This is a genomic window from Streptomyces sp. NPDC088147 (assembly GCF_044741565.1).
In the GTDB taxonomy this organism is placed as follows: Bacteria; Actinomycetota; Actinomycetes; order Streptomycetales; family Streptomycetaceae; genus Streptomyces.
Genome location: NZ_JBIUSY010000002.1, coordinates 675,823 through 695,002 on the forward strand (window position 1 = coordinate 675,823; position 19,180 = coordinate 695,002).

General features: G+C 69.9%; 19 protein-coding genes and 1 pseudogene. 7 read left to right on the plus strand and 13 right to left on the minus strand.

The window, feature by feature from the left end:
- Window position 1 precedes the first annotated feature (1 nt).
- Window positions 2–1,009, plus strand: a complete 1,008-nt coding sequence (locus ACIOGX_RS08285) for an ATP-binding cassette domain-containing protein (protein ID WP_401911298.1) — start codon at window positions 2–4, stop codon at window positions 1,007–1,009.
- Entirely contained in the window at window positions 1,006–1,794 is a 789-nt protein-coding gene (locus tag ACIOGX_RS08290; protein ID WP_356506917.1) for an ABC transporter permease, read from the plus strand. Before ACIOGX_RS08285 ends, ACIOGX_RS08290 begins: the two co-directional genes overlap by 4 nt.
- Window positions 1,795–2,033: 239 nt before the next feature.
- Here ACIOGX_RS08290 and ACIOGX_RS08295 read toward each other — a convergent pair whose 3' ends face one another.
- A complete protein-coding gene (locus ACIOGX_RS08295; RefSeq protein WP_401911301.1) occupies window positions 2,034–3,341 on the minus strand; it encodes an FAD-dependent monooxygenase in 1,308 nt (435 codons plus the stop codon).
- Window positions 3,338–4,732, minus strand: a complete 1,395-nt coding sequence (locus tag ACIOGX_RS08300) for an MFS transporter (RefSeq protein WP_401911304.1) — start codon at window positions 4,730–4,732, stop codon at window positions 3,338–3,340. The genes ACIOGX_RS08295 and ACIOGX_RS08300 overlap by 4 nt, the downstream gene beginning before the upstream one ends.
- A gap of 234 nt (window positions 4,733–4,966) precedes the next feature.
- Between ACIOGX_RS08300 and ACIOGX_RS08305 the strand changes: the two genes are divergently transcribed.
- On the plus strand, window positions 4,967–5,590 hold the full coding sequence (locus ACIOGX_RS08305) for a TetR/AcrR family transcriptional regulator (protein WP_356506923.1): 624 nt from the start codon (window positions 4,967–4,969) through the stop codon (window positions 5,588–5,590).
- A 124-nt stretch (window positions 5,591–5,714) separates the two neighbouring features.
- Window positions 5,715–6,263, plus strand: coding sequence for a GNAT family N-acetyltransferase (locus ACIOGX_RS08310; protein ID WP_401762808.1), 549 nt, complete (start codon window positions 5,715–5,717; stop codon window positions 6,261–6,263).
- 107 nt (window positions 6,264–6,370) lie between these two features.
- On the opposite strand, the gene ACIOGX_RS08315 is transcribed toward ACIOGX_RS08310, so the two are convergent.
- The 3 genes from ACIOGX_RS08315 to ACIOGX_RS08325 are packed head-to-tail and all read right to left on the minus strand — an operon-like array spanning window position 6,371 to window position 7,721.
- The gene (locus ACIOGX_RS08315) at window positions 6,371–6,811 is read right to left on the minus strand and encodes a hypothetical protein (protein ID WP_401911308.1); all 441 of its coding nucleotides are present in this window, start codon (window positions 6,809–6,811) and stop codon (window positions 6,371–6,373) included.
- Window positions 6,812–6,823: 12 nt separating this feature from the next.
- Window positions 6,824–7,231, minus strand: coding sequence for an Imm50 family immunity protein (locus ACIOGX_RS08320; RefSeq protein WP_401911311.1), 408 nt, complete (start codon window positions 7,229–7,231; stop codon window positions 6,824–6,826).
- Window positions 7,218–7,721, minus strand: coding sequence for an Imm50 family immunity protein (locus ACIOGX_RS08325; RefSeq protein WP_401911314.1), 504 nt, complete (start codon window positions 7,719–7,721; stop codon window positions 7,218–7,220). The genes ACIOGX_RS08320 and ACIOGX_RS08325 overlap by 14 nt, the downstream gene beginning before the upstream one ends.
- Before the next feature lie 249 nt (window positions 7,722–7,970).
- On the opposite strand from ACIOGX_RS08325, the gene ACIOGX_RS08330 reads away from it, so the two are divergent.
- Window positions 7,971–8,108 carry a hypothetical protein gene (locus ACIOGX_RS08330; protein WP_401911317.1) on the plus strand — a complete coding sequence of 46 codons (138 nt, stop codon included), beginning with the start codon at window positions 7,971–7,973 and terminating at the stop codon, window positions 8,106–8,108.
- Window positions 8,109–8,403: 295 nt separating this feature from the next.
- On the opposite strand, the pseudogene ddaH reads toward ACIOGX_RS08330, so the two are convergent.
- A pseudogene (ddaH, locus tag ACIOGX_RS08335) lies at window positions 8,404–9,240 on the minus strand (dimethylargininase); the annotation flags it as partial.
- Window positions 9,241–9,472: 232 nt separating this feature from the next.
- Between ddaH and ACIOGX_RS08340 the strand changes: the two are divergent.
- Both ACIOGX_RS08340 and ACIOGX_RS08345 read left to right on the plus strand, forming a co-directional pair.
- Entirely contained in the window at window positions 9,473–10,108 is a 636-nt protein-coding gene (locus ACIOGX_RS08340) for a TetR/AcrR family transcriptional regulator (RefSeq protein WP_401762820.1), read from the plus strand.
- Window positions 10,109–10,395: 287 nt separating this feature from the next.
- A complete protein-coding gene (locus tag ACIOGX_RS08345; RefSeq protein ID WP_129771894.1) occupies window positions 10,396–11,148 on the plus strand; it encodes a bifunctional DNA primase/polymerase in 753 nt (250 codons plus the stop codon).
- Window positions 11,149–11,439: 291 nt separating this feature from the next.
- Here ACIOGX_RS08345 and ACIOGX_RS08350 read toward each other — a convergent pair whose 3' ends face one another.
- The 7 genes from ACIOGX_RS08350 to ACIOGX_RS08380 all read right to left on the minus strand — a co-directional run bounded on the left by ACIOGX_RS08350 (window position 11,440) and on the right by ACIOGX_RS08380 (window position 18,984).
- Window positions 11,440–12,390: a hypothetical protein gene (locus ACIOGX_RS08350; RefSeq protein ID WP_356507493.1), complete on the minus strand. Its 951-nt coding sequence runs from the start codon at window positions 12,388–12,390 to the stop codon at window positions 11,440–11,442.
- Entirely contained in the window at window positions 12,311–13,279 is a 969-nt protein-coding gene (gene efeU, locus ACIOGX_RS08355; RefSeq protein ID WP_401911322.1) for an iron uptake transporter permease EfeU, read from the minus strand. The genes ACIOGX_RS08350 and efeU overlap by 80 nt, the downstream gene beginning before the upstream one ends.
- A gap of 21 nt (window positions 13,280–13,300) precedes the next feature.
- A complete protein-coding gene (gene efeB / locus ACIOGX_RS08360; RefSeq protein WP_401911324.1) occupies window positions 13,301–14,578 on the minus strand; it encodes an iron uptake transporter deferrochelatase/peroxidase subunit in 1,278 nt (425 codons plus the stop codon).
- Between the two features lie 9 nt (window positions 14,579–14,587).
- Window positions 14,588–15,733: an iron uptake system protein EfeO gene (gene efeO, locus ACIOGX_RS08365; protein WP_356506937.1), complete on the minus strand. Its 1,146-nt coding sequence runs from the start codon at window positions 15,731–15,733 to the stop codon at window positions 14,588–14,590.
- Between the two features lie 215 nt (window positions 15,734–15,948).
- The gene (locus ACIOGX_RS08370) at window positions 15,949–16,800 is read right to left on the minus strand and encodes a heme ABC transporter ATP-binding protein (protein ID WP_401911328.1); all 852 of its coding nucleotides are present in this window, start codon (window positions 16,798–16,800) and stop codon (window positions 15,949–15,951) included.
- Window positions 16,797–17,951, minus strand: coding sequence for a FecCD family ABC transporter permease (locus ACIOGX_RS08375; protein WP_401911331.1), 1,155 nt, complete (start codon window positions 17,949–17,951; stop codon window positions 16,797–16,799). Before ACIOGX_RS08375 ends, ACIOGX_RS08370 begins: the two co-directional genes overlap by 4 nt.
- Before the next feature lie 4 nt (window positions 17,952–17,955).
- Window positions 17,956–18,984 (minus strand): hemin ABC transporter substrate-binding protein, encoded by a 1,029-nt coding sequence (locus tag ACIOGX_RS08380; RefSeq protein WP_401911334.1) that lies wholly within the window; start codon window positions 18,982–18,984, stop codon window positions 17,956–17,958.
- Window positions 18,985–19,180: the final 196 nt, after the last annotated feature.

The following is a 19,180-nucleotide window of genomic DNA, read 5'->3' on the forward strand; positions in this document are numbered from 1 at the left end:
CATGCCTTCTTCTGTCATGTCCATGTCCATGCCTCATCAGGGTGACGGTCACCCGTCACCGGCCGCCGTCTCCGCCGTCGGTCTGCGCAAGTCGTACGGTGACAAGACCGTTCTCGACGGCCTCGATCTGCGCATCCCGGCCGGGTCCGTGTTCGCGCTGCTCGGCCCCAACGGCGCCGGCAAGACCACCGCCGTGAAGATCCTGTCCACACTCATCGCCGCCGACGGCGGACAGGCCCAGGTCGCGGGGCACGACCTCGCCACCTCACCGGACGGAGTGCGCGCCGCGATCGGCGTCACCGGACAGTTCTCCGCCGTCGACGGGCTGATCACCGGCGAGGAGAACATGCTCCTCATGGCCGACCTGCACCACCTCTCCAAGCGCGAGGGGCGCCGGGTCGCCGCCGAACTCCTGGAGCGGTTCGACCTCGTCGACGCCGCCAAGAAGCCCGCCCAGAGCTACTCCGGCGGCATGAAGCGCCGCCTCGACATCGCCATGACCCTCGTCGGCAACCCGCGGATCCTCTTCCTCGACGAACCGACCACCGGCCTCGACCCCCGCTCCCGCCACACCATGTGGCAGATCATCCGCGAACTGGTCTCCGACGGCGTCACCGTCTTCCTCACCACCCAGTACCTGGACGAGGCCGACGAACTCGCCGACCGCATCGCCGTCCTCAACAACGGCAAGATCGCCGCCGAAGGCACCGCCGACCAGCTGAAACGGCTCATCCCCGGCGGACACATACGACTCCGCTTCTCCGACCCGTCCACGTACCGGAGCGCCGCCGCCACCCTGCGCGAGATCACCCGGGACGACGAGGCGCTGACGCTGCGGATCCCCAGCGACGGCAGCCAGCGCGAGCTGCGCTCCATCCTCGACGGGCTGGACGCGGCCGGCATCGAGGCCGACGAGCTGACCGTGCACACGCCCGACCTCGACGATGTGTTCTTCGCCCTCACCGGCCCGGCCACTATCCCCAACCAGCCCAAGGAGAACGTCCGATGAGCGCCCTCTCCCTCGCCGTGCGCGACTCGTCCACGATGCTGCGCCGCAACCTCCTGCACGCGCGGCGCTACCCGTCGCTGACGCTGAACCTGCTACTGACGCCGATCATGCTGCTGCTGCTCTTCGTCTATATCTTCGGCGACGCGATGAGCGCGGGCATCGGCGCTGGAGCCGACCGCTCCGCGTACCTCGCGTACCTCGTCCCGGGCCTCCTGCTGATGACGATCGGGAGCACGACGATCGGGACCGCGGTGTCCGTCTCCAATGACATGACCGAGGGCATCATGGCCCGCTTCCGCACGATGGCGATCCACCGCGGGTCCGCGCTCATCGGGCATGTCGTCGGCAGCGTGCTGCAAGCGGTGGCCAGCGTGGCCCTCGTCGGTGCCGTCGCGGTGGCCATCGGCTTCCGTTCCACCGACGCCACGGCCCTGGAGTGGCTCGCGGCGTTCGGCCTGCTCGTGCTGTTCGCCCTGGCGCTCACCTGGATCGCGGTCGGGATGGGCCTCTCCAGCCCGAACGTCGAGGCGGCCAGCAACAACGCCCTGCCGCTGGTGATCCTGCCGCTCCTCTCCAGCGCCTTCGTACCGCTCGACGCGATGCCGGGCTGGTTCCGGCCGATCGCCGAGTACCAGCCGTTCACCCCGGCCATCGAGACGCTGCGCGGGCTGTTGCAGGGCAGCGAGATCGGCCACAACGGGTGGCTGGCCGTGGCCTGGTGCCTGGGGCTGGTCGTGCTCGGCTACTTCTGGTCCACGTCGCTGTTCAACCGCGAACCGAAGTAGCGGGCGATGGGCTGGTCAGCGGCTCCTCCGAGGGGCCGCGACCCGTACCTCGTCCCCCTTCCCCCCCGCAGGGCGGCGTACCCCGACACCACGTCGGCGTACGCCGCCCGTCGGCGTCCCATCCCCGTCGGCGTCCCATGTGCGTCTGCTTTTCCCCGGCCGCGTGCCGCCTGCCGGGCCCGCGCGGAGGCCGGCCGGCCGACCGCGTCGAGACCGCCGGGGGGACCGCGTGCCCGGAGCTACCTCGGGGGCGTGAACTCGGGCAGGGTGAGGGCCGAGTGGGCCGGCCGTCCCTCCGCGGGGGGCATGGTGCCGAGTGTGCGCAGCATGTCGTTGCGCCGCTCCAGGGCCCGAGCGGTGGTGGGGAAGAGCGCGGCATCGCCCTCGCCGATCTGCTCCTGGTTCACGGTCACGAACTCACGGGTGTGGTGTTCGTAGGCGGCGAAGCCCTCGGCGGCGTCCCGGCCGGCCAGGGAACCGGCGAGCATGTACGCGCCGACGAGCGCGAGGCTGGTGCCCTGACCGGTGAGGAACGAGGGTGCGTACGCGGCGTCGCCCACCAGCGCGACCCTGCCGCGGGACCAGCGAGGCATGCGGATCTGGCTGACGACGTCGATGAACAGATCATCCGCGTCGCGCATGGCGGCGATCATGTTGGGGACTTCCCATCCCGCGTCGGCGAAGACCGCGGCGACCAGGTCCCGTTGGGCTTCTGGATCGCGGAACGCGCCGGATGGTGGTGCGGGCCGGGCGAAGTTCAGGAAGGCGTGCACTTCGTCGTCGTCCCCTACGGCGTAGAGAGCGGCGGCTCTGCCCGGGGTGTTCCACATCATGATCTCGTGGGAGAGGGCGAAGGTGTTGGGCATGGTGAACACGGCGAAGCAGTACCCGAGGTACCGGTGGAACTGCTCCTCGGGGCCGAACAGGGACTGCCGGGTCCGTGAGTGCAGACCGTCCGCACCGAACACCATGTCGAACGTACGCCTGCCGCCTCCGCGGAAGGTGACGTCGACCCCGTGGCCGGACCGGCTGGACCGGCTGGACCGGCCGGACCGGCTGGACCGGCTGGACTGGCTGGACCGGCCGGACTGGTCGGACTGGTCGAGGGTCTCGATGGAGTCGTTGAACAGGAACTCCACGTCGTCACGTACCGCTGTGTACAGAGCGTCGGTCAGATCCCCTCGCCGCACTTCGAGGTCCCGCACATCGAGGTCCCGTCCCTCGGCACTGCCGCCGACGGTATGCGGGTTGACCGAGGCGACCTCGCCACCGTCCCCGTCGAGGAAGGTGAACCGACGCGAGTCGATGTGCGCGTCCCGCAGCTGTGGCAGGATCCCCATCCTCCGGACGACCTCCAGTGCGGTGCCGCGCACGTCGATGGGGTATCCGCCGCTCCGTGGTGTGTCCGCCTTCTCCACCACCGTGACCGCGTATCCGTAGCGGTTCAGCCAGAACGCGAGGGCGGGACCCGCGATGCCGGCCCCCGATATCAGGACCTCGCGCCTCGGCGCGGTACGGATGTCCGTCAACTGACCGGTACGGGTCATGCCTTGACTCCTTTGCCCATGGTGCGGACGACAAGCAGGGACAGCGCCGTGACGACGCCGGCGATGACGAAGCCGGTGACGAAGGCCGATTCGGCCGGGACGTCCATCCCGGGGAGGGTCCCGGCGGTGAGGAAGGCACCGCTGATCTGCGCGCCCGCGGCGAAGCCGATCACGCGGGTCACCAGCACCAGGCTGGTGGCGGTGCCGGTGCTGTCGTGATCGACGGAGGTGGCGGTCTTGACGACCATCGCCGTGATGCAGACACCACTGGCCAGGGCGATCAGTGCCTTGCCGGCCATCAGGTGCCAGACCTCGCTGTGCAGGAACGCCAGGGAGACCAACGTGGCCGTCATGACGCCGATTCCGGCAGTGACCACGGCACGTGAGCCGAAACGCCGCGCCGCTGCCCCGCCGAGCGGCCCGCTGATCGCCGCCGTGACGGCGCCGGGCAACAGGTACCGCCCGATGTCGGTGGCATCGGCCCCGAACCCGTACCCGTCGGCGGACACCGCGAACAGCTGCGGAACGAGATACATCGACACCGAGGTGCCTACGCAGACGGCGAATGTGACCACATAGGAGCTCCATATCGCGGGCTTCGCCACCAGGCGCAGATCGACCATCGGCCAGGGGGACCGGCGTTCGACGAAGACCCAGCCGGTCACGAGGAGGGCCAGGAGCACGACGAGGGCGCCGAGCGTGAGTGGCCGGCCGCCGAACTCGGGCGCCATCGAGAGCCCGAGCATGAGCGTCAGCAGAACGCCGCTCAGGAGAACCAGACCGGGCCAGTCGATCCTGGCGTCCGACCGGGCCGGCGGATCGTTCGGCATCAGCCTGTGGACGCACAGGGTCGCCACGACGACCGCGAGCGTCGGTATCGCGAACATCCAGTGCCGGGACAGCCCTTCCGCGAGGGGCCCGGCCATCAGTGTTCCCAGCATGCCGCCGCCCACGAACAACCCGCTGACCGTCCCGATGGCCACCTGGGACTGCCCCGCCGGGAGGTGCTTGCGTACCAGGATGAACGAGAGCGGCATCGCGCCCACCATCGCGCCCTCCAGTACCTGACCGAGCAGCAGCACCGGCAGGTTCGGTGCCAGCGAGGACACCAGACCACCGGCCGAGACCACCGCCATCAGCCGGAGCATGACCCGTTTCCCGCCGTAGCGGTCACCGAGGCTGCCCGCGATGGGCGTGATGAGAGCACCGGTGATGAGCATCGTGATGCTGAGTAACGCCCCTTGGGCAGGGCTCATCGATAACTCGCGTTGCAGCAGCGGGAGTGTCGGTGTCACCACCGACTCCAGTGCCCCGGTGGCGGCTGCCAGCATGCCGAGCGCCCCGACAGCGGCTTTCCCGACGCGGACCGGGGGAGACAGGGTTGTAGTCATGAACGTCCTTTGTTACGTGGCCACTTCGTCGCCGGGTGAGCAAGGGGTCGGCGGCTCTCCTGACGCTGCCGCCCTGCCGGGCCCGGCGCGGACCCAGTGGTCATTCACGCGGGGCTCGGTGTGCACGTGGTGTGGTGGACAGGTCCGAGGCCGTCCGGCGGGTGAACCCGGGACGGCCGCTCCTCAACAGAAATTACACTACACCGTGCAGTAAAGTCGGGTTAGGATACGGCCATGCCGACCACGAAGACGCTGCGCGAGGGGTCCACGCGGAAGCGGGCCGCCATCCTCTCCGCGGCCCGGGAACTGTTCCTCGCCGACGGCTTCGACCGGACCAGCGTCGACGCGGTCGCCGCACGGGCCGAGGTGTCCAAGCGGACGGTCTACGACTACTACGGCGACAAGCAGACGCTGCTGCAAGCAGTCGTCGACGCCGTCGGCCAGTCACTGATCACCACGATCCGGGGCATTCTCGACGACACCCTCACCCACCCGATCGAAGCCGCCGACCTCGAGGACGTCCTGGTCACGTTCTCGATGCGCATCGCGACCGACATGCTCGGCTCGGCGGAGTACGCGACGCTGCAACGACTGGTCCGGGCGGAAGCCGGCCACCGGGGCGAGAACTCCATGGCCGACACCCCCGACGAGGCACTTGCCGAGCGCTTCGCCGCCTTCGCCGCGGCCGGGCTGCTCGACGTCCCCGACGCCCGGCTCGCGGCCGACCAGTTCATCGCGCTGACCTTCGGGGTCGCGCTCAACAGGTTCGGTTCGGCGAACGCGGTGGAGGACGCCCGCGTCCCGCCGCTCATCGTCGAGGGAGTGCGGACGTTTCTCCGGGCCTACCGGGCCAGGTAGGGCTGGCGCGGGGAACCACGTCCCGCCGGCGGTCCGCTCAGTGGTCGAAGGCCGGGCCGTGGAGCCTGGACCACACCCAGCCCTTGACCACTTGTCTGTCCGGAAGCGGTCCTAACATGGGGCCATGTCCACTACGCCGTCACGGGTCGAACTGTGCCCGCTCACCCTCGCCGACCAGGACGAGTTCTGCTCGCTCGTGAGGGCCAGCGCCGAACTCCACGGGCCGTGGATGCAACTGCCCGCGACCGCGGAGGAGTTCCAGAGCTGGATGCGCCGCTTCGAGGACGGCACCAACCGGGGCTTCGTGATCCGCGTTCAGGAGACCGGTGCGGCCGCCGGCATGGTCAACATCAACTCGATCATCCGAGGCCGTTACCAGGGCGCGTCCCTCGGCTACGCGGCCTTCGCCCCGTCCGCGGGGCGGGGTTACATGACAGAAGGTCTCACCGCCGCCCTGCACCACGCCTTCAACGACCTGCGGCTCCACCGGCTGGAGGCGAACATCCAGCCGGAGAACAAGGCGTCTTTGGCCTTGGCTCAGCGCCTGGGCTTTCGCTACGAGGGCCTGTCGCCCGCCTATCTCTACATCGACGGTGCCTGGCGCGACCACGAACGGTGGGCCATCGCCGCGCCATCTCCCTGGACGCCCGATCCTTCCCTTCCGGAGGTCTGAGGGCGCCGGCGTTTCAGCCGGTTGGCGCCGCAGGGGGAGGCGCGGGCCGCCGGATCGCGATCTGCGACTGGACTACTTGCTGTGGCATCTGTCCGCTGGCTCGCACGTCACTCGAATGTGTGGACGACAATCCAGTACTCGTCATCTTCGACCGAAATCGCGAACAAATTACGGCCGTCCGCGGAGAGCGTCAGGAATTCCGGCGAGCCCGTCGCGTCGGCGATGCGGGAGGGAAGATCGGTTCCCCCGGAATTCTTGACGCGGACCCATCCGATTTTGCTGCCTCCCTTTACGGGCGGCAGGATGAAAAATTCGTCATTGCTTGGAGTCCGAAGTGATCCGGAGATCAGTGCATACCATTGACGATCCAATTCCCCCCTCGCCCGTACCGAAACGGCCGGCTCGACGTTGATTCCTGCTACCGCGTGGATGGCGGCGAGGACTGATGGGGCCGTTGCGGGAACTTCGTTGCCGAGGACGGTCAGGCCGCATGCTTCAAGGGTTTCCGCCCACCGTGGACTGCCGCTGTCATGTGTGGCCGTGGCCATGGGCCCCTGTCCCTAGTCGTTTCTTGATGTAAGGCTCACGCGTGATGTGGTGAGTGAAAGTGATGTGGCCTGAAAGGCTACAGAGGTTTCTCTCGATTCGATTGTCGCCAGGATGGCGCCATTGAGGTCGTGCGTGAATGTAATGTCCTTGCCGGCGGGGCCGTTCCATCCCTTGATGTTCACCTGCCGCACATCGCGGAACGTGAGGTAGAACTCGAAGGAATTGGCTCGCGGGGGCTCCTCTTCGTGGTGCCTGTGTTGCGGCATGTAAGAGGTCTCGAATCCCAAGGTGATACTGGTCCCGCGCTCATCCATAAGGAAAGAGAACAGGTCGCATGAGTTGAGATCCGGTTCCTGGTCGTACAGGTTGCGGATGTCCTGTGGATTGTCCAGGAAGGACGGCCAGTCAGAGGTGCTCATAGAAGGTCTTCTCGTAAGTATCGGGAAGGGACCTGAAACGTCGTGAGTCGACTCGCCCCAGGAAGTGACGCGGGCCGGTGTCCTGCCCGTTTTCACCAGCAGCGAAGGCGCTCATATGGCCGACGAGGATCGAGTCGCTGCTGTCGAAAGAAAATGTCGTCCTTTCTCCCGTGGCGGTAACGGAGATCCTGTGGTCATCGGCTGGCGAAGTGGAGATACCGACAACAGCGGGAGGTGCCCATGCGCACATTTTGAAATGATCGACCGCCAAGAACTGAAGGTGACACTGGAACGTGTCGTTTCCTGACTCCGCCCAGTCGGCCGGTGCGTTATCCGGAAAGGAGGGGAGGTCGATCCGAAGTGTCAGGGTGGGGCCACGCCAATTGAGGTGGATCGACCGCAGCCTGACGGAGCTGAGAGGGGGAACTGTTGAATAGAGGGCGGTGAGCGGATCTGAATTTCTTACCAGGTCAATCCATGGATGGGTCATGGCAGTAATGTTCCTCGGCGCCGGGGATCCCCAAAGTCTATTCGACGGGGCACTGTGTCGGCCGCCCTGGGTGGCCTCCATGGTCCGATCACGCACGCAGGTCGCTCATATATTCCCGCACTACTTCGGGGAGTGATTCGAGTCTGATCTCGTTGGATGTGCGAGTTCCTCGCGCCGCGCGGTGGTCCGTAACGGCTATCACCAGCCCCGGCAGGTCACCACCGCGGCCACGCCGAGGCGGCTGTCAAGATGTTCGGCAGGCTCTACAGCGCGAAGTTCCCCGAGGCGGTCCACGCGCCACACTTGGTCACCCGCGTGTGTGCCGGGGACCGCTCGGAGCGGGGCGTCCTCATCGAGATCGAGCGCGAGGAGGTCAGTGCAGCATGACCGATCAGGTGAAACGCCCGTTGCTGTTCCTGGATGTCGACGGGCCGCTTCTTCCGTTCGGCCAAGACCCGCGGCGCGAGCCGAAAGACGCAGCCCCCCAACCGCACTCGGCGCGGCTCAACCCCGAGGTGGGGGTTCGACTGGCGGCGCTGCCGTGCGAAAGGATTGACGATTGCTCCGCGCGCCGGAACACCAGGTGTAATGCGCCCGGCAGTGCCGTGATCCGTCCGCGGCAGGAGCGCGCGCCCGGTCGCGGCGGCGACCGGGTCTGCGTGCGCACTTCGTCTCGTCGACGTCAGGCCCGTAGCTCCTGTGTGCAGCACTTCACGCTGCCGCCGCCCTTGAGCAGTTCCCCGAGGTCGATGCCCAGCGGCTCGAACCCCCGGTCGCGCAGCGGGGCGAAGAGGCCGGCGGCGCTCTGGGGGAGCAGTACGTGGCGGCCGTCGCTCACCGCGTTCAGTCCGAGTGCCGCCGCGTCCGGTTCTTCGGCGATGAGGGCGTCGGGGAAGAGGCGGGCGAGTACGGCACGGCTGCCGGGGGAGAAGGCGTCGGGGTAGTACATGATCTCGTCGGCCGCGTCGTCCAGTACGCAGAGGGCCGTGTCCAGGTGGTAGTAGCGCGGGTCGACCAGATCGAGGCCGATCACCGGCCGGCCGAAGAACTCCTGTGCCTCGTCGTGCGAGAGCGGGCTGGACCGGAAGCCGCGTCCGGCCAGCAGATATGTGGCGGTGACGGCGAAGTCGCCCTCGCCCTCGTTGATGTGCACCGGCTCGCGGATGTCGGCGTAGCCGTGGGCGCGGAACCAGTTCAGGTGCGCCTCCGCCTCGTGGTGCCGCTCCGGGTGGGCGAAGCGGGCGCCGAGGACGCGGCCGTCGATGACCGTGGCGCCGTTCGCGGCGAAGACCATGTCCGGCAGGTCGGGGTCGGGGTCCAGCAGCGCGACGGTGTGGCCGAGCGCCGTGTAGCGGTCGCGGAGGTCCTCCCACTGGGCCAGGGCCAGCGGCAGGTCCACCGGCTTCGCCGGGTTCATCCAGGGATTGATCGAGTACGTCACCGCGAAGTGGTGCGGCGGGCACATGAGATAGCGGCGGGGCGAGGCGTCACGAGGCAAGGGGGGCTCCTCACGAGCTGCGTTGCTGCGTTGGTGCGGGGACTGCGAGGCTGCGGGGCTTGCGGGACTGCGAGGCTGCGGGGCACATGTGGTGTGTGTGCGTTGTGCGTGTAGGGGGAAGCGTGGTGTGCGTGAAGCCATGGTCCGCTTCCCGGGGCCCGCGCGCTGTCAACCGTTCGGGTGGTTCCGCGCACGACGTACGCGACCGTATGCGAGACGATACGTATCGCCTCCCCGGTTGTAGATTGATGCCATGACTGACAGCGGTGCACCCGACTCCACCCGGCGCAGTGAGCGTTCACGCCGGGCGATCTATGACGCGGCCCTCGCCCTGGTGGGCGAGGTCGGCTACGGCAGGACGACGATCGAGGGCATCGCGGCCCGCGCCGGAGTCGGCAAGCAGACGATCTACCGCTGGTGGCCCTCCAAGGGCGCCGTGCTGCTGGAAGCTTTCCTCGACCTCACCGAACAGGCGGCACGCGAGGCGGACGGCGGGGAGGGGATCCACGAGATCCCCGACACGGGCGACCTGGAGGCCGATCTCAAGCTGGTCCTGCGCGCCACGGTCGACGAGATGAACGACCCGAAGTACGAGGTGCCCTCCCGCGCGCTCGCCGCCGAGGGGATCATCAACGCCGAACTGGGCGTCGAATTCGCGAAGACGATGCTCGAACCGCAGCTCCAGCTCTATGTGAGGCGGCTGCGAGCCGCCCAGGAGGCCGGGGAGGCGCGGCAGGACCTCGATCCCCGTATCGCCCTGGAGCTGCTGGTCGGTCCCGTCGCCCATCGCTGGCTGCTGCGCACGCTTCCGCTGACGCACGCGTACGCCGACACGATCGTCGAGTACGCGCTGTACGGGCTGGCCCCGAGGCCGTCCGAACGGCACTGAGTGCCAGGGCGCCGCCGGGGGTCCCCGGGACGCTGTCCGGGCGTCCCGGACCGTCCGGGCGCCGGGGGGCGCGCGGGGGCGCGTCGATGCATCCGGGGCGGGTGTGGTGAAAACCACCGGTCCCGGAGCCCCCGTACGGGGCCATATATCGCCGCATAGGCCGCGATTCACTCCGCGGTGGCGGACCACTCCCCAGACCCCGGTGAGGGCTCGCGGCCACCCGGGGAGCAGGATGGTGGGACCATGGGGAGAGTCCGCAGGGACGAGCATGAGGTGTGAGGGGATCGATGGGCGACGATTTCGGCCGCTACCGCGGCACGGAGAGCAGGATTCCCCAGTGGCTGCGCAGGCGCCCCAAGAAGAGCGCCGGCGGCTCCGCGTTCGACGGGGACGTGGCCGGCCGGGAGGCGCTGCTGCTCGCTGTCGCGGCTGCCGGTATGCCCGTCTCGCCCGCCGCCCACCCCGTCGGCTACCGATGTTCCTGTGAACGGATCGGCTGTCCCACCCCGGCCAGACACCCCCTGTCCTTCGCCTGGCAGACCCAGTCCACGACCGATCGCGCGCAGATCGAGCGATGGGCGCGCAACCAGCCCGAGGCCAACTTCATCACCGCGACCGGCATGATCCACGACGTTCTCGACGTACCGCTCGAAGCGGGCAGCCGGGCGCTGGAGCGGCTGCTCGAACAGGGCATCGACGTCGGGCCGGTGGCGGACTCCGGCGGCGACCGGATGCTCTTCTTCACCGCGACCCGGGGCACCCCCGAGGACGAGGACGAGTGGTGGCCCTGCGAGCTGGACTGCCACCCCGAGACGATGGACGAGCACCCGGGGCTGCGCTGGCACTGCCGGGGCAGCTATGTGCTCGTACCCCCGGCCCAGTTGCCCGGCGAGCTGTCGGTGCGGTGGCTGCGCGGCCCCGAGCACCCGCTGCCGGATCCGCTGACGCTGCTGGAGACCCTGACCGACGCCTGTGCCCGGTACGCGGGCGAGAACGGTGAGCTGGACCCGCACGCGGTGGCCTGGCCGCTGGGCCGCTGACAGCCGTTACGACGGCTGGGTCGCTGGTAGCCGTTGCGACCGCGGGCCGCTGGTAGCCGTTAACAGCCGCCGTTGGCCGCTGACAGGTGACCGGCCGAGGACCGCCGGACCGGACCGCTGACCAGTCGAGGACCGCTGGGCGGCTCACGGCCTGACCGGCTTACGGCCTGACCGGCTGACCGGCCGACGGCACGAGGCGGCCCGGCCCTCTCGTCGCCCTGCCCGCGTGACCGCCCCTTACGACCCCTTAAGGTCCTACGCTTACAGGTTCCTGCGACCCCTTACAGGTTCCTACGACCCCTTCGCCGCCGTGACCCCCTGAAGGCGGCTCGCCACCTCCACCGTCGGCGTGTCCGTCCCGGCGCGCGGGACCAGCGCCACCTGGCTGGAGACCCACTCCTTCGTGAGCGTGTTCCGTATCTGGCCCGTCATCAGCGCCCTCACGTCCGCGTTCGCCCCGGGCGTGACACCCTTCGCGCCCGTCTGCCGCTCGAAATACCGCGTGGCGAAGAAGACCAGAGCGCCGCCGTCCTTCGTCGTCAGCCCCAGCGGGGCGAAGTCGCCCTTGTCGAGCGGCTGGTCGACGTACTGCGTGACCAGGCCGGGCAGCCGCGCGTTCTTCTCGCGCGTCTCCCGCCAGCCGTCCGTGTGCGGCCCGTCCGCGAAGGTCTTCGCCGTACCGTCACGCAGATACGAGGCGTACGCCTCGCTCAGCTTCCCCGGTGCCACCGCCAGCGCCTCGCTGTCCGGGGCCACCGGTTCGCCCCAGCCGTCCTTGTCGGTCGCGAACTCCGGGACCTCGTCGGCGGCCAGGATCGTCAGATACGGCACCTTCCACCGGTCGTCGGGCCCGTTGCGTACGAAGACCAGCACCCAGCGCGTGTCCTGCGGGCCGCTGTCGTCCGCGTCGCGGTTGCTGTCGGTGTCCGCGACGAACCAGCGCGGCCAGCCCGCCTTCTTGGGGATCGTGAACCGCGCGTCGGTCAGCTCCAGCGGCTGATGCGCCGGGTTGCCGTCCGGGTTCGTGATGCTGCGCGCCTTGAGACCGGCCTGGTTGATCGCGCCCAGCGCGCCGGTCACCCGGGCCGCGTCGAGCGCCGGATCGTACGCCTTGTCCGCCGCGTTGTACGCGTCGGTGAAATCCTTCAGTGCGCGCGCGGCCTCATTCCGGTCCGCCGACGGCAGTACCGCCAGCTCCCCGTGCACCGTCACGCATCCGCTCGCCGTCAGCGACAGCACCATCGCCGTCGCGAGCCCCGCCGCTGCCCGAATCGGCCTTCCCCGCCTGCTCATCGGCCGCCTCTGCTCCTTGACCCCGACTGACCGGCCCCAACCCTACCGGCGCCAGGAACAGCGCGAGCGTCGGGACCAGATACAGGCACCAGACGGTGACCTGAAGGACCGTCGGGTCCGGCTGGAAGTTGAAGACGCCCTTGAGCAGCGTGCCGTACCAGCTGTCCGGCGGGATCGTCGTACTGATGTCGAACGCCTTGCTGGACAGGCCGCCCAGGAAGCGCGCCTCCTGGAGGTCATGGACGCTGTACGCGAGCACACCGGCCGCGACGATCACCAGCATCCCGCCGGTCCAGGTGAAGAACGTGGCCAGATTGATGCGCAGCGCGCCCCGGTAGAAGAGCCAGCCGAGCACCACCGCGCTGGCGATACCGAGCAGCACGCCGATCAGCGGCGCGTGGCTGCCGTCCGAAGAGGCGCGTACGGACGCCCAGACGAACAGCGCCGTCTCCAGGCCCTCCCGGCCCACGGCCAGGAACGCCGTCGCGACCAGCGCGCCCGTACCCATCCGGAGCGCCGCGTCCAGCCGGCCGTGCAGTTCCGTCCTCAGATGCCGTGCCGTACGCCGCATCCAGAAGACCATCCAGGTCACCAGCGCCACCGCGAGGACCGACAGCGAACCGCCCAGCGCCTCCTGCGCCTCGAACGTCAGCTCCTGCGAGCCGAATTCGAGCCCGAAGCCGAAAGCGAGCGCGATGACGACGGCGACCCCGATCCCGAGCCAGACGGGGCGCAGCGCGTCGCGCCGCTCCGTCTTGACCAGATACGCGACGAGGATGCAGACCACGAGACTGGCCTCAAGGCCCTCGCGCAGACCGATCAGATAGTTTCCGAACACGCCGGAACTCCCTTCCCGATGTCAGGAGAACAGGGCCCGGCCCCACCAGTCGTCCGTGTCCCGGACGCCCGGCGGGATCGCGAAGACCGCTGAACCCACGTGCTGGATGTATTCGTTGAGCGCGTCGGAGCGCGCCAGGGAGCGCTGTACGGGGATGAACGCGTCCCGTACGTCGCGCTGGTACGCCAGGAAGAACAGCCCCGCGTCGAGCCGGCCGAGGCCGTCCGTACCGTCCGTGAAGGAGTAGCCGCGGCGCAGCATCCGCGCCCCGTGGTGGGAGTCCGGATGCGCCAGCCGCACATGCGAGGTCGGCAGCATCGCCTTCAGGTTGGGCTTGTCGTGCTCGCGGGCCTTGCCGACCGCCGCGCCCTCGCCCTTGTCCCGGCCGAAGACGTCCTCCTGCTCCTGGAGGGAGGTACGGTCCCAGGTCTCGATCCGCATCGAGATCCGGCGGGCCACCAGATACGAGCCGCCCGCCAGCCAACCGTGGCCGTCCGCGTCCGGCACCCAGACATGCCGGTCCAGCGCGGCGGTGTCCGTGCCCGCGATATTGCTGGTGCCGTCCTTGAAGCCGAAGAGGTTACGGGGGGTCTGGGCGCCGGGCGTGGTCGACGACGTCTTGCCGAAGCCGAGCTGCGACCAGCGCACCGCGACCTTCCCGAAGCCGATCCTGGCCAGATTGCGGATCGCGTGCACGGCGACCTGCGGATCGTCCGCGCAGGCCTGGACACAGAGATCGCCGCCGCCGCGCGCCGGATCGAGATTGTCACCGGGGAACCTGGGCAGCTCGACCAGCGCGGCCGGGCGCCGCTCCGCCAGCCCGAACCGGTCCTTGGCGAAGAGACCGGGACCGAAGCCGACGGTGAGCGTGAGCCGGGACGGCTTGAGGCCGAGCGCCTCGCCGGTGTCGTCGGGCGGGGCCTCGGGGAGACCGCCGTACGCGCCCTCGCCGACCGCGTGTCCCGCCGTCATCCGCGCGGCGGCGCGGGTCCAGTCCTTGAGCAGCTGGACCAGTTCCGCGCGGTCCCCGGTCGTCACGTCGAACGCGGCGAAGTGCAGCCGGTCCTGGACGTCGGTGGCGATCCCGGCCTGGTGGCGGCCGTGGAAGGGGACGGCCGCGCCGGACTCGGCGGCGGGCGCGGCGGTGTCACCGTCCCGTACGGCCGCCATGGCGCCACCGGCCGCGGCGGCGCCGAGCGCGAGCCCGGCACCGCCCCAGCCGAGCAGGGCACGGCGGGACGGCGGGGGCGGCGTCTCCGCGTCGCGCGGTCCGTCCGGTGTGCTGTCGTCGGAGGGCATGGCGCGGGCCTACTTGACGACGGCGGCGGCGAGCTTGGAGAGCGGCTCGGCCAGCGCGTTCACGCCGTCCGAGAGCTCCTTGCGCTCCGCCTTGCCGACCTTCTCGTACGAGGTGAAGGTGTACGAGTCCGGGCCGTCGCGGTACGTGTCGAGCAGCTTGTCGAGCGCGGCGAACCGCTTGTCCAGCTCCGTCACCAGCGCCGGGTCGTTCTTCGAGGCGACCGGCTTGAGCAGTTCGTACGCGTGGAACGCGCCCTCGACGTTGGCCTTGAAGTCGACCAGGTCGGTGTGGCTGTAGCGCTCCTCCTCGCCGGTGACCTTGCCCGCGGCGACCTCGTCGAGGAGTTCCTTGGCGCCGTTGGCCATCGAGGTCGGGGTGATCTCGGCCCTGCCGACGCGCCGCTGCCAGTCGGCGAGGTCCTTGTCGAGAGCGTCCGCGAGCGCCGTGGCGTCCGGGCCGAGCTTCTTGTCCTGCCAGAGTTCCTTCTCCAGCCGGTGCCAGCCGGTCCACTTCTGGCCGGTCTCCAGGCCGTCCGCGCGTACGTCGACCTTCGGGTCGATGTCACCGAAGGACTCGGCGACCGGCTCGGTGCGCTCCCAGCCGATGCGCGAGGGCGCGTACGCCTTCTTCGCGGCTTCGAGATCACCGGCGCGCACGGCGTCGGTGAAGACCTTGACCTTCGGCAGCGTCTCGTCGGCCTGCGTCTGGACGTACGTGCGGTACGCGGCGACCGCGGCGTCCATCTCCGGGCTGCGCTCGGCGGCGGCAGTGCCGCCGGTGACCGTGACCTTCTGGCGGATGCCGTCGCCCTTCATACCGGGCTTGCACGCGATCTCGTACGCACCGGCCTTCACCTCGGCGGTGATCCTGGCCTTCGTGCCGGGGCCGATGTTCTCGCGCTCGGTGACGATCCGGTCGTCCGGGAAGAGCAGATAGACCTCGGTGACCTTGGAGCCCTTGTTCTCGACGGCCAGCTCCACATGGCCGGCCGGGAACTCCTTCCTGGACACCTCGCAGGAGTCGTCCGCCGCGGTGACCTGGACGGCGTCGTCACCGGACTTCGCGGCGTCGCTCTTCTCGGCGCAGCCCGTCACGGCGGTCAGGGCGGCCACCGCCGCGGCGGCGGTGACGACGGAGAGACGGACAGGTCGCATGCGGGCTCCACGAGGGCTGGGATCGGGCGGGGGTGAGGCGGCCCTAACTTAGCTGAGGCTTACCTGTGCCGTGACCGGTCGTGCAGTGATTCACCTCTCACTCACCTCTCCCTCCCGGCTCTGGATACGGGCAGGTCACGGCGGTCCCCGGAGCGTCCCAAGGCCGGGTCAAGCACGGGTCAAGAAGCGGGCTTCCGGCGGACGCTCGGTCGGCTTCAGGTCGCCTTCCGGTCACGCGCGCGCTTCGGGACCACCAGCGGAACGCCGGTGCGGGGATGCGGGAAGACCTCGACGGGCTGGCGGTAGACGTGGCTCAGCAACTCGTCGCGGAAGACACCGGCGGGCGGCCCCACGGCGGCGACGGCCCCGTCGTGCAGTACGGCCGTACGGTCCGCGTGGGCGGCGGCGAGCCCCAGATCGTGCAGGACGACCACGACGGCGTCGCCCGCCGCCGCGCGCTCCCGGCAGACCCGCAGGACCAGTTCCTGATGGCGCAGATCGAGCGCGGCGGTGGGCTCGTCGAGCAGGAGCAGCGGGGCGCGCTGGGCGAGGACGCGGGCGAGCGCGACCCGGGCCCGCTCGCCGCCGGAGAGCGCGGAGAAGGGGCGCGGCGCGAACTCGGTGGTCTCGGTGGCCGCCATCGCCCCGGCGACGGCGGCCGCGTCCTCGTCCTCCAGCGCCGTGCCGGCCCAGGGCGCCCGGCCCATCCGTACGACCTCCGCCACCGGGAAGGGGAAGGAGAGGGTGGCGGCCTGGGGGAGTACGGCGCGGCGCAGGGCCAGTTCGGACGCGGACCAGTCGTGCGCGGGGCGCCCGGCGATCCGTACCTCACCGCGGTCGGGCCGCAGATCCGCGGCGAGCGCGGCGAGCAGGGTCGACTTCCCGGCCCCGTTGGGCCCGACGAGCGCGAGCACCTCACCGGCGCGGGCGTCGAGACCGACCCCCCGGAGCACCTCGCGCTGTCCGAGCCGGACATGGAGGCCGCGGACCTCGGCGAGGGGGGTGCCGGGGGCGGCGGGCGCGGGGAGCGCGCGCCCGCGCGCGGCGAACAGACTCCGGATGCTCATGCCCAACCGCCTTGCTTGCGACGAGTCCTGCGCAGCAGCAAGAAGAAGAACGGGCTGCCGAAGAGCGCGGTCAGCACGCCCAGCGGGAGTTCCGCCGGGGCCGCGACCGTACGGGCCGCCAGGTCGCCCGCGAGGAGGACCAGCGCGCCGCCGAGCGCGCTGCCCGGGACCAGGAAGCGGTGGCCGGGGCCGTTCACCATCCGCAGCAGATGCGGCACCAGCAGACCCACGAACGTGATGATCCCGGCCACCGCGACCGCCGCCGCCGTGAGCAGCGCGACGACCAGCACCAGCACCATACGGAGCCGTTCCACGTCCACCCCCAGATGACGGGCCGGCCGCTCACCGAGCGCGAGGAGGTCCAGCCGCCGTGCGTAGAAGGGCGCCAGGGCCAGACCGGCCAGCGCGCACGGCAGCACCGCGAGCACCTTGGGCCAGGTCGCCTGGGCCAGCGAACCGAGCTGCCAGAAGGTGATCTGGGTGATCTGCGCGTTGTCCGCGAAGAAGATGAAGAGCCCGATCAGCGCCCCGGCGAACGCGTTCACCGCGATGCCGGTGAGGATGAGCGTGACCACTTCCGTACGGCCGCCCGAGCGGGACAGCGCGTACACCAGCAGCACCGTCGCGAGCCCGGCCACGAACGCGCAGACCGTCACCGTCCAGTTGCCGAGGAAACCCAGCCCCAGCGCGATCGAGGCGACCGCGCCGACCGCGGCGCCCGACGAGATGCCGATGACACCGGGCTCCGCCAGCGGATTGCCGAACACGCCCTGCATCAGCGCCCCCGCGCAGCCGAGCGAGGCGCCGACGAGGAGCGCGAGGACGACGCGGGGCAGCCGTACGTTCCACAGGACGCTCTCGCCGACCCGGTCGAGTGCCGCGCCGCCGAGCCCGGCCCTGTGCTGTACGGAGGCGAGGACGTCCCCGAGAGGGATGTGGTACGCGCCGATCCCGGCGGAGAGCAGACAGAGGACGACGAGCGCGCCGAGCAGCCCGGCGGTCAGCACGGTGGTGCTCCCGGGCAGTCGCCGTCGCAGTCGCCGTCGCAGTCGCGGTCGCGGTCGCCCCTGCGCGGGGGTCCCGGCGCCGGACGGGGGATCGCCCGGATCCTCTTCCGCGGGCGCCGGCTCGTGCGCGGTGAACGCCGACATCGCGTCACTTCCCGTTCGCGTACAGCTGCGTGATGATCGACCGCAGTACCTCGTCCGTACGCGGGCCGTAGTTCAGCAGCACCCCGTCGTCGACCGCGACGACCCTGCGGTCCATTCCCGCCGGTGTCTCGGCGACCCCGGGGATCGTCACCAGGCCGTCCATCCCGCCCACCGAGTCGAGCCCCTTGGTCATGACGAGGATGGCGTCGGGCGCGGCCTTCGCCAGTGCCTCGCTCGTGATCGCGGTGAAGTCCTTGGTCAGCCCCGACTCCTTGCCCGCGTCGACCGCGCCGGCCGCCTCCAGCAGTGAACTCGCCCCGGAATCACGGCCGCCGAGCAGATAGACGGAGGCGGAGCCGCGCAGATAGAGGAAGGCCACGCGCGGCTTCCCGCCGTCCTGCCCGCCCGCCGGGATCTCCTCGCGTACGGCGTCGATCCGGTCCTCCGTACGTTTCCTCAGCTCGGCGCCCGCCGTCGGCACGCCCAGCGCGCCGGCCACCGCGTCGATCCGGGTCCCGACATCGGCGAGGCTCTTCGCCGGGTCGACGACGACCAGTGGAATGCCCGCGTCCCGGATCTGGCCGATGGCCTCGGCGGGGCCCGTGGTGGTGTCGGCGAGGACGAGCGTCGGCCTGAGCGACAGCACGCCCTCCGCCGAGACATCGTGCGCCCTGGTCACCACCGGCAGGTTCGCGGCCTGTTCGAAGGTGGCGGTGATATCGCGGGCGACGACCCGCTCGCCGAGGCCGAGCGTGAAGACGATCTCGCTCAGCGAACCGGTCAGCGGCACGATCCGGTCGGCCGAGGCGACCGTGACCTTCCTGCCGTCGGCGGAGTTGACGGTGACGGGCAGCCGGGGCGCGGGCGGGCCGGTCAGCGGTTCCACCCGGTCGGCGGCGGCCGTGGGCGACGGGTTCCGCTTCGCGTCGGCCGCCTTCGTACTGTCGCCGCCGCAGCCGGTGGCGACCAGGGCAAGGGCAATGGCGGAGAGAAGGGCGCCCGTGAGGCGTGATCTGCGCACCGAGCGCACCATCCTGTCGTTCTGTCGAGTCGTCGAGTCGTCGAGTCGTCGAGTCGTCGAGTCGCCGAATCGGGTTGTCGGGTTGTCGGGTCGAGCCGTTCCGTCGGGGCTCCCGCGGGGAAGGGGTTCCGACAGAGGCTTGAGATAGCTTAGGTTAGCCTTACCTTGCTTGCTAGGCCCGGGGTGGTGCTGTATCCGGGTCCTGCAT

Coding starts and splice junctions, on each gene's coding strand:
- ACIOGX_RS08295 (WP_401911301.1), bottom strand. CDS start 3,341: ATGACCCGTACCGGTCAGTTGACGGACATCCGTACCGCGCCGAGGCGC.
- ACIOGX_RS08325 (WP_401911314.1), bottom strand. CDS start 7,721: ATGACCCATCCATGGATTGACCTGGTAAGAAATTCAGATCCGCTCACC.
- ACIOGX_RS08345 (WP_129771894.1), top strand. CDS start 10,396: ATGGGCGACGATTTCGGCCGCTACCGCGGCACGGAGAGCAGGATTCCC.
- ACIOGX_RS08350 (WP_356507493.1), bottom strand. CDS start 12,390: ATGGTGCTGTCGCTGACGGCGAGCGGATGCGTGACGGTGCACGGGGAG.
- ACIOGX_RS08310 (WP_401762808.1), top strand. CDS start 5,715: ATGTCCACTACGCCGTCACGGGTCGAACTGTGCCCGCTCACCCTCGCC.
- ACIOGX_RS08375 (WP_401911331.1), bottom strand. CDS start 17,951: ATGTCGGCGTTCACCGCGCACGAGCCGGCGCCCGCGGAAGAGGATCCG.
- ACIOGX_RS08380 (WP_401911334.1), bottom strand. CDS start 18,984: ATGGTGCGCTCGGTGCGCAGATCACGCCTCACGGGCGCCCTTCTCTCC.
- ACIOGX_RS08285 (WP_401911298.1), top strand. CDS start 2: ATGCCTTCTTCTGTCATGTCCATGTCCATGCCTCATCAGGGTGACGGT.
- ACIOGX_RS08300 (WP_401911304.1), bottom strand. CDS start 4,732: ATGACTACAACCCTGTCTCCCCCGGTCCGCGTCGGGAAAGCCGCTGTC.
- ACIOGX_RS08315 (WP_401911308.1), bottom strand. CDS start 6,811: ATGGCCACGGCCACACATGACAGCGGCAGTCCACGGTGGGCGGAAACC.
- efeO (WP_356506937.1), bottom strand. CDS start 15,733: ATGCGACCTGTCCGTCTCTCCGTCGTCACCGCCGCCGCGGCGGTGGCC.
- efeB (WP_401911324.1), bottom strand. CDS start 14,578: ATGCCCTCCGACGACAGCACACCGGACGGACCGCGCGACGCGGAGACG.
- ACIOGX_RS08340 (WP_401762820.1), top strand. CDS start 9,473: ATGACTGACAGCGGTGCACCCGACTCCACCCGGCGCAGTGAGCGTTCA.
- ACIOGX_RS08305 (WP_356506923.1), top strand. CDS start 4,967: ATGCCGACCACGAAGACGCTGCGCGAGGGGTCCACGCGGAAGCGGGCC.
- ACIOGX_RS08320 (WP_401911311.1), bottom strand. CDS start 7,231: ATGAGCACCTCTGACTGGCCGTCCTTCCTGGACAATCCACAGGACATC.
- ACIOGX_RS08370 (WP_401911328.1), bottom strand. CDS start 16,800: ATGAGCATCCGGAGTCTGTTCGCCGCGCGCGGGCGCGCGCTCCCCGCG.
- ACIOGX_RS08330 (WP_401911317.1), top strand. CDS start 7,971: ATGTTCGGCAGGCTCTACAGCGCGAAGTTCCCCGAGGCGGTCCACGCG.
- ACIOGX_RS08290 (WP_356506917.1), top strand. CDS start 1,006: ATGAGCGCCCTCTCCCTCGCCGTGCGCGACTCGTCCACGATGCTGCGC.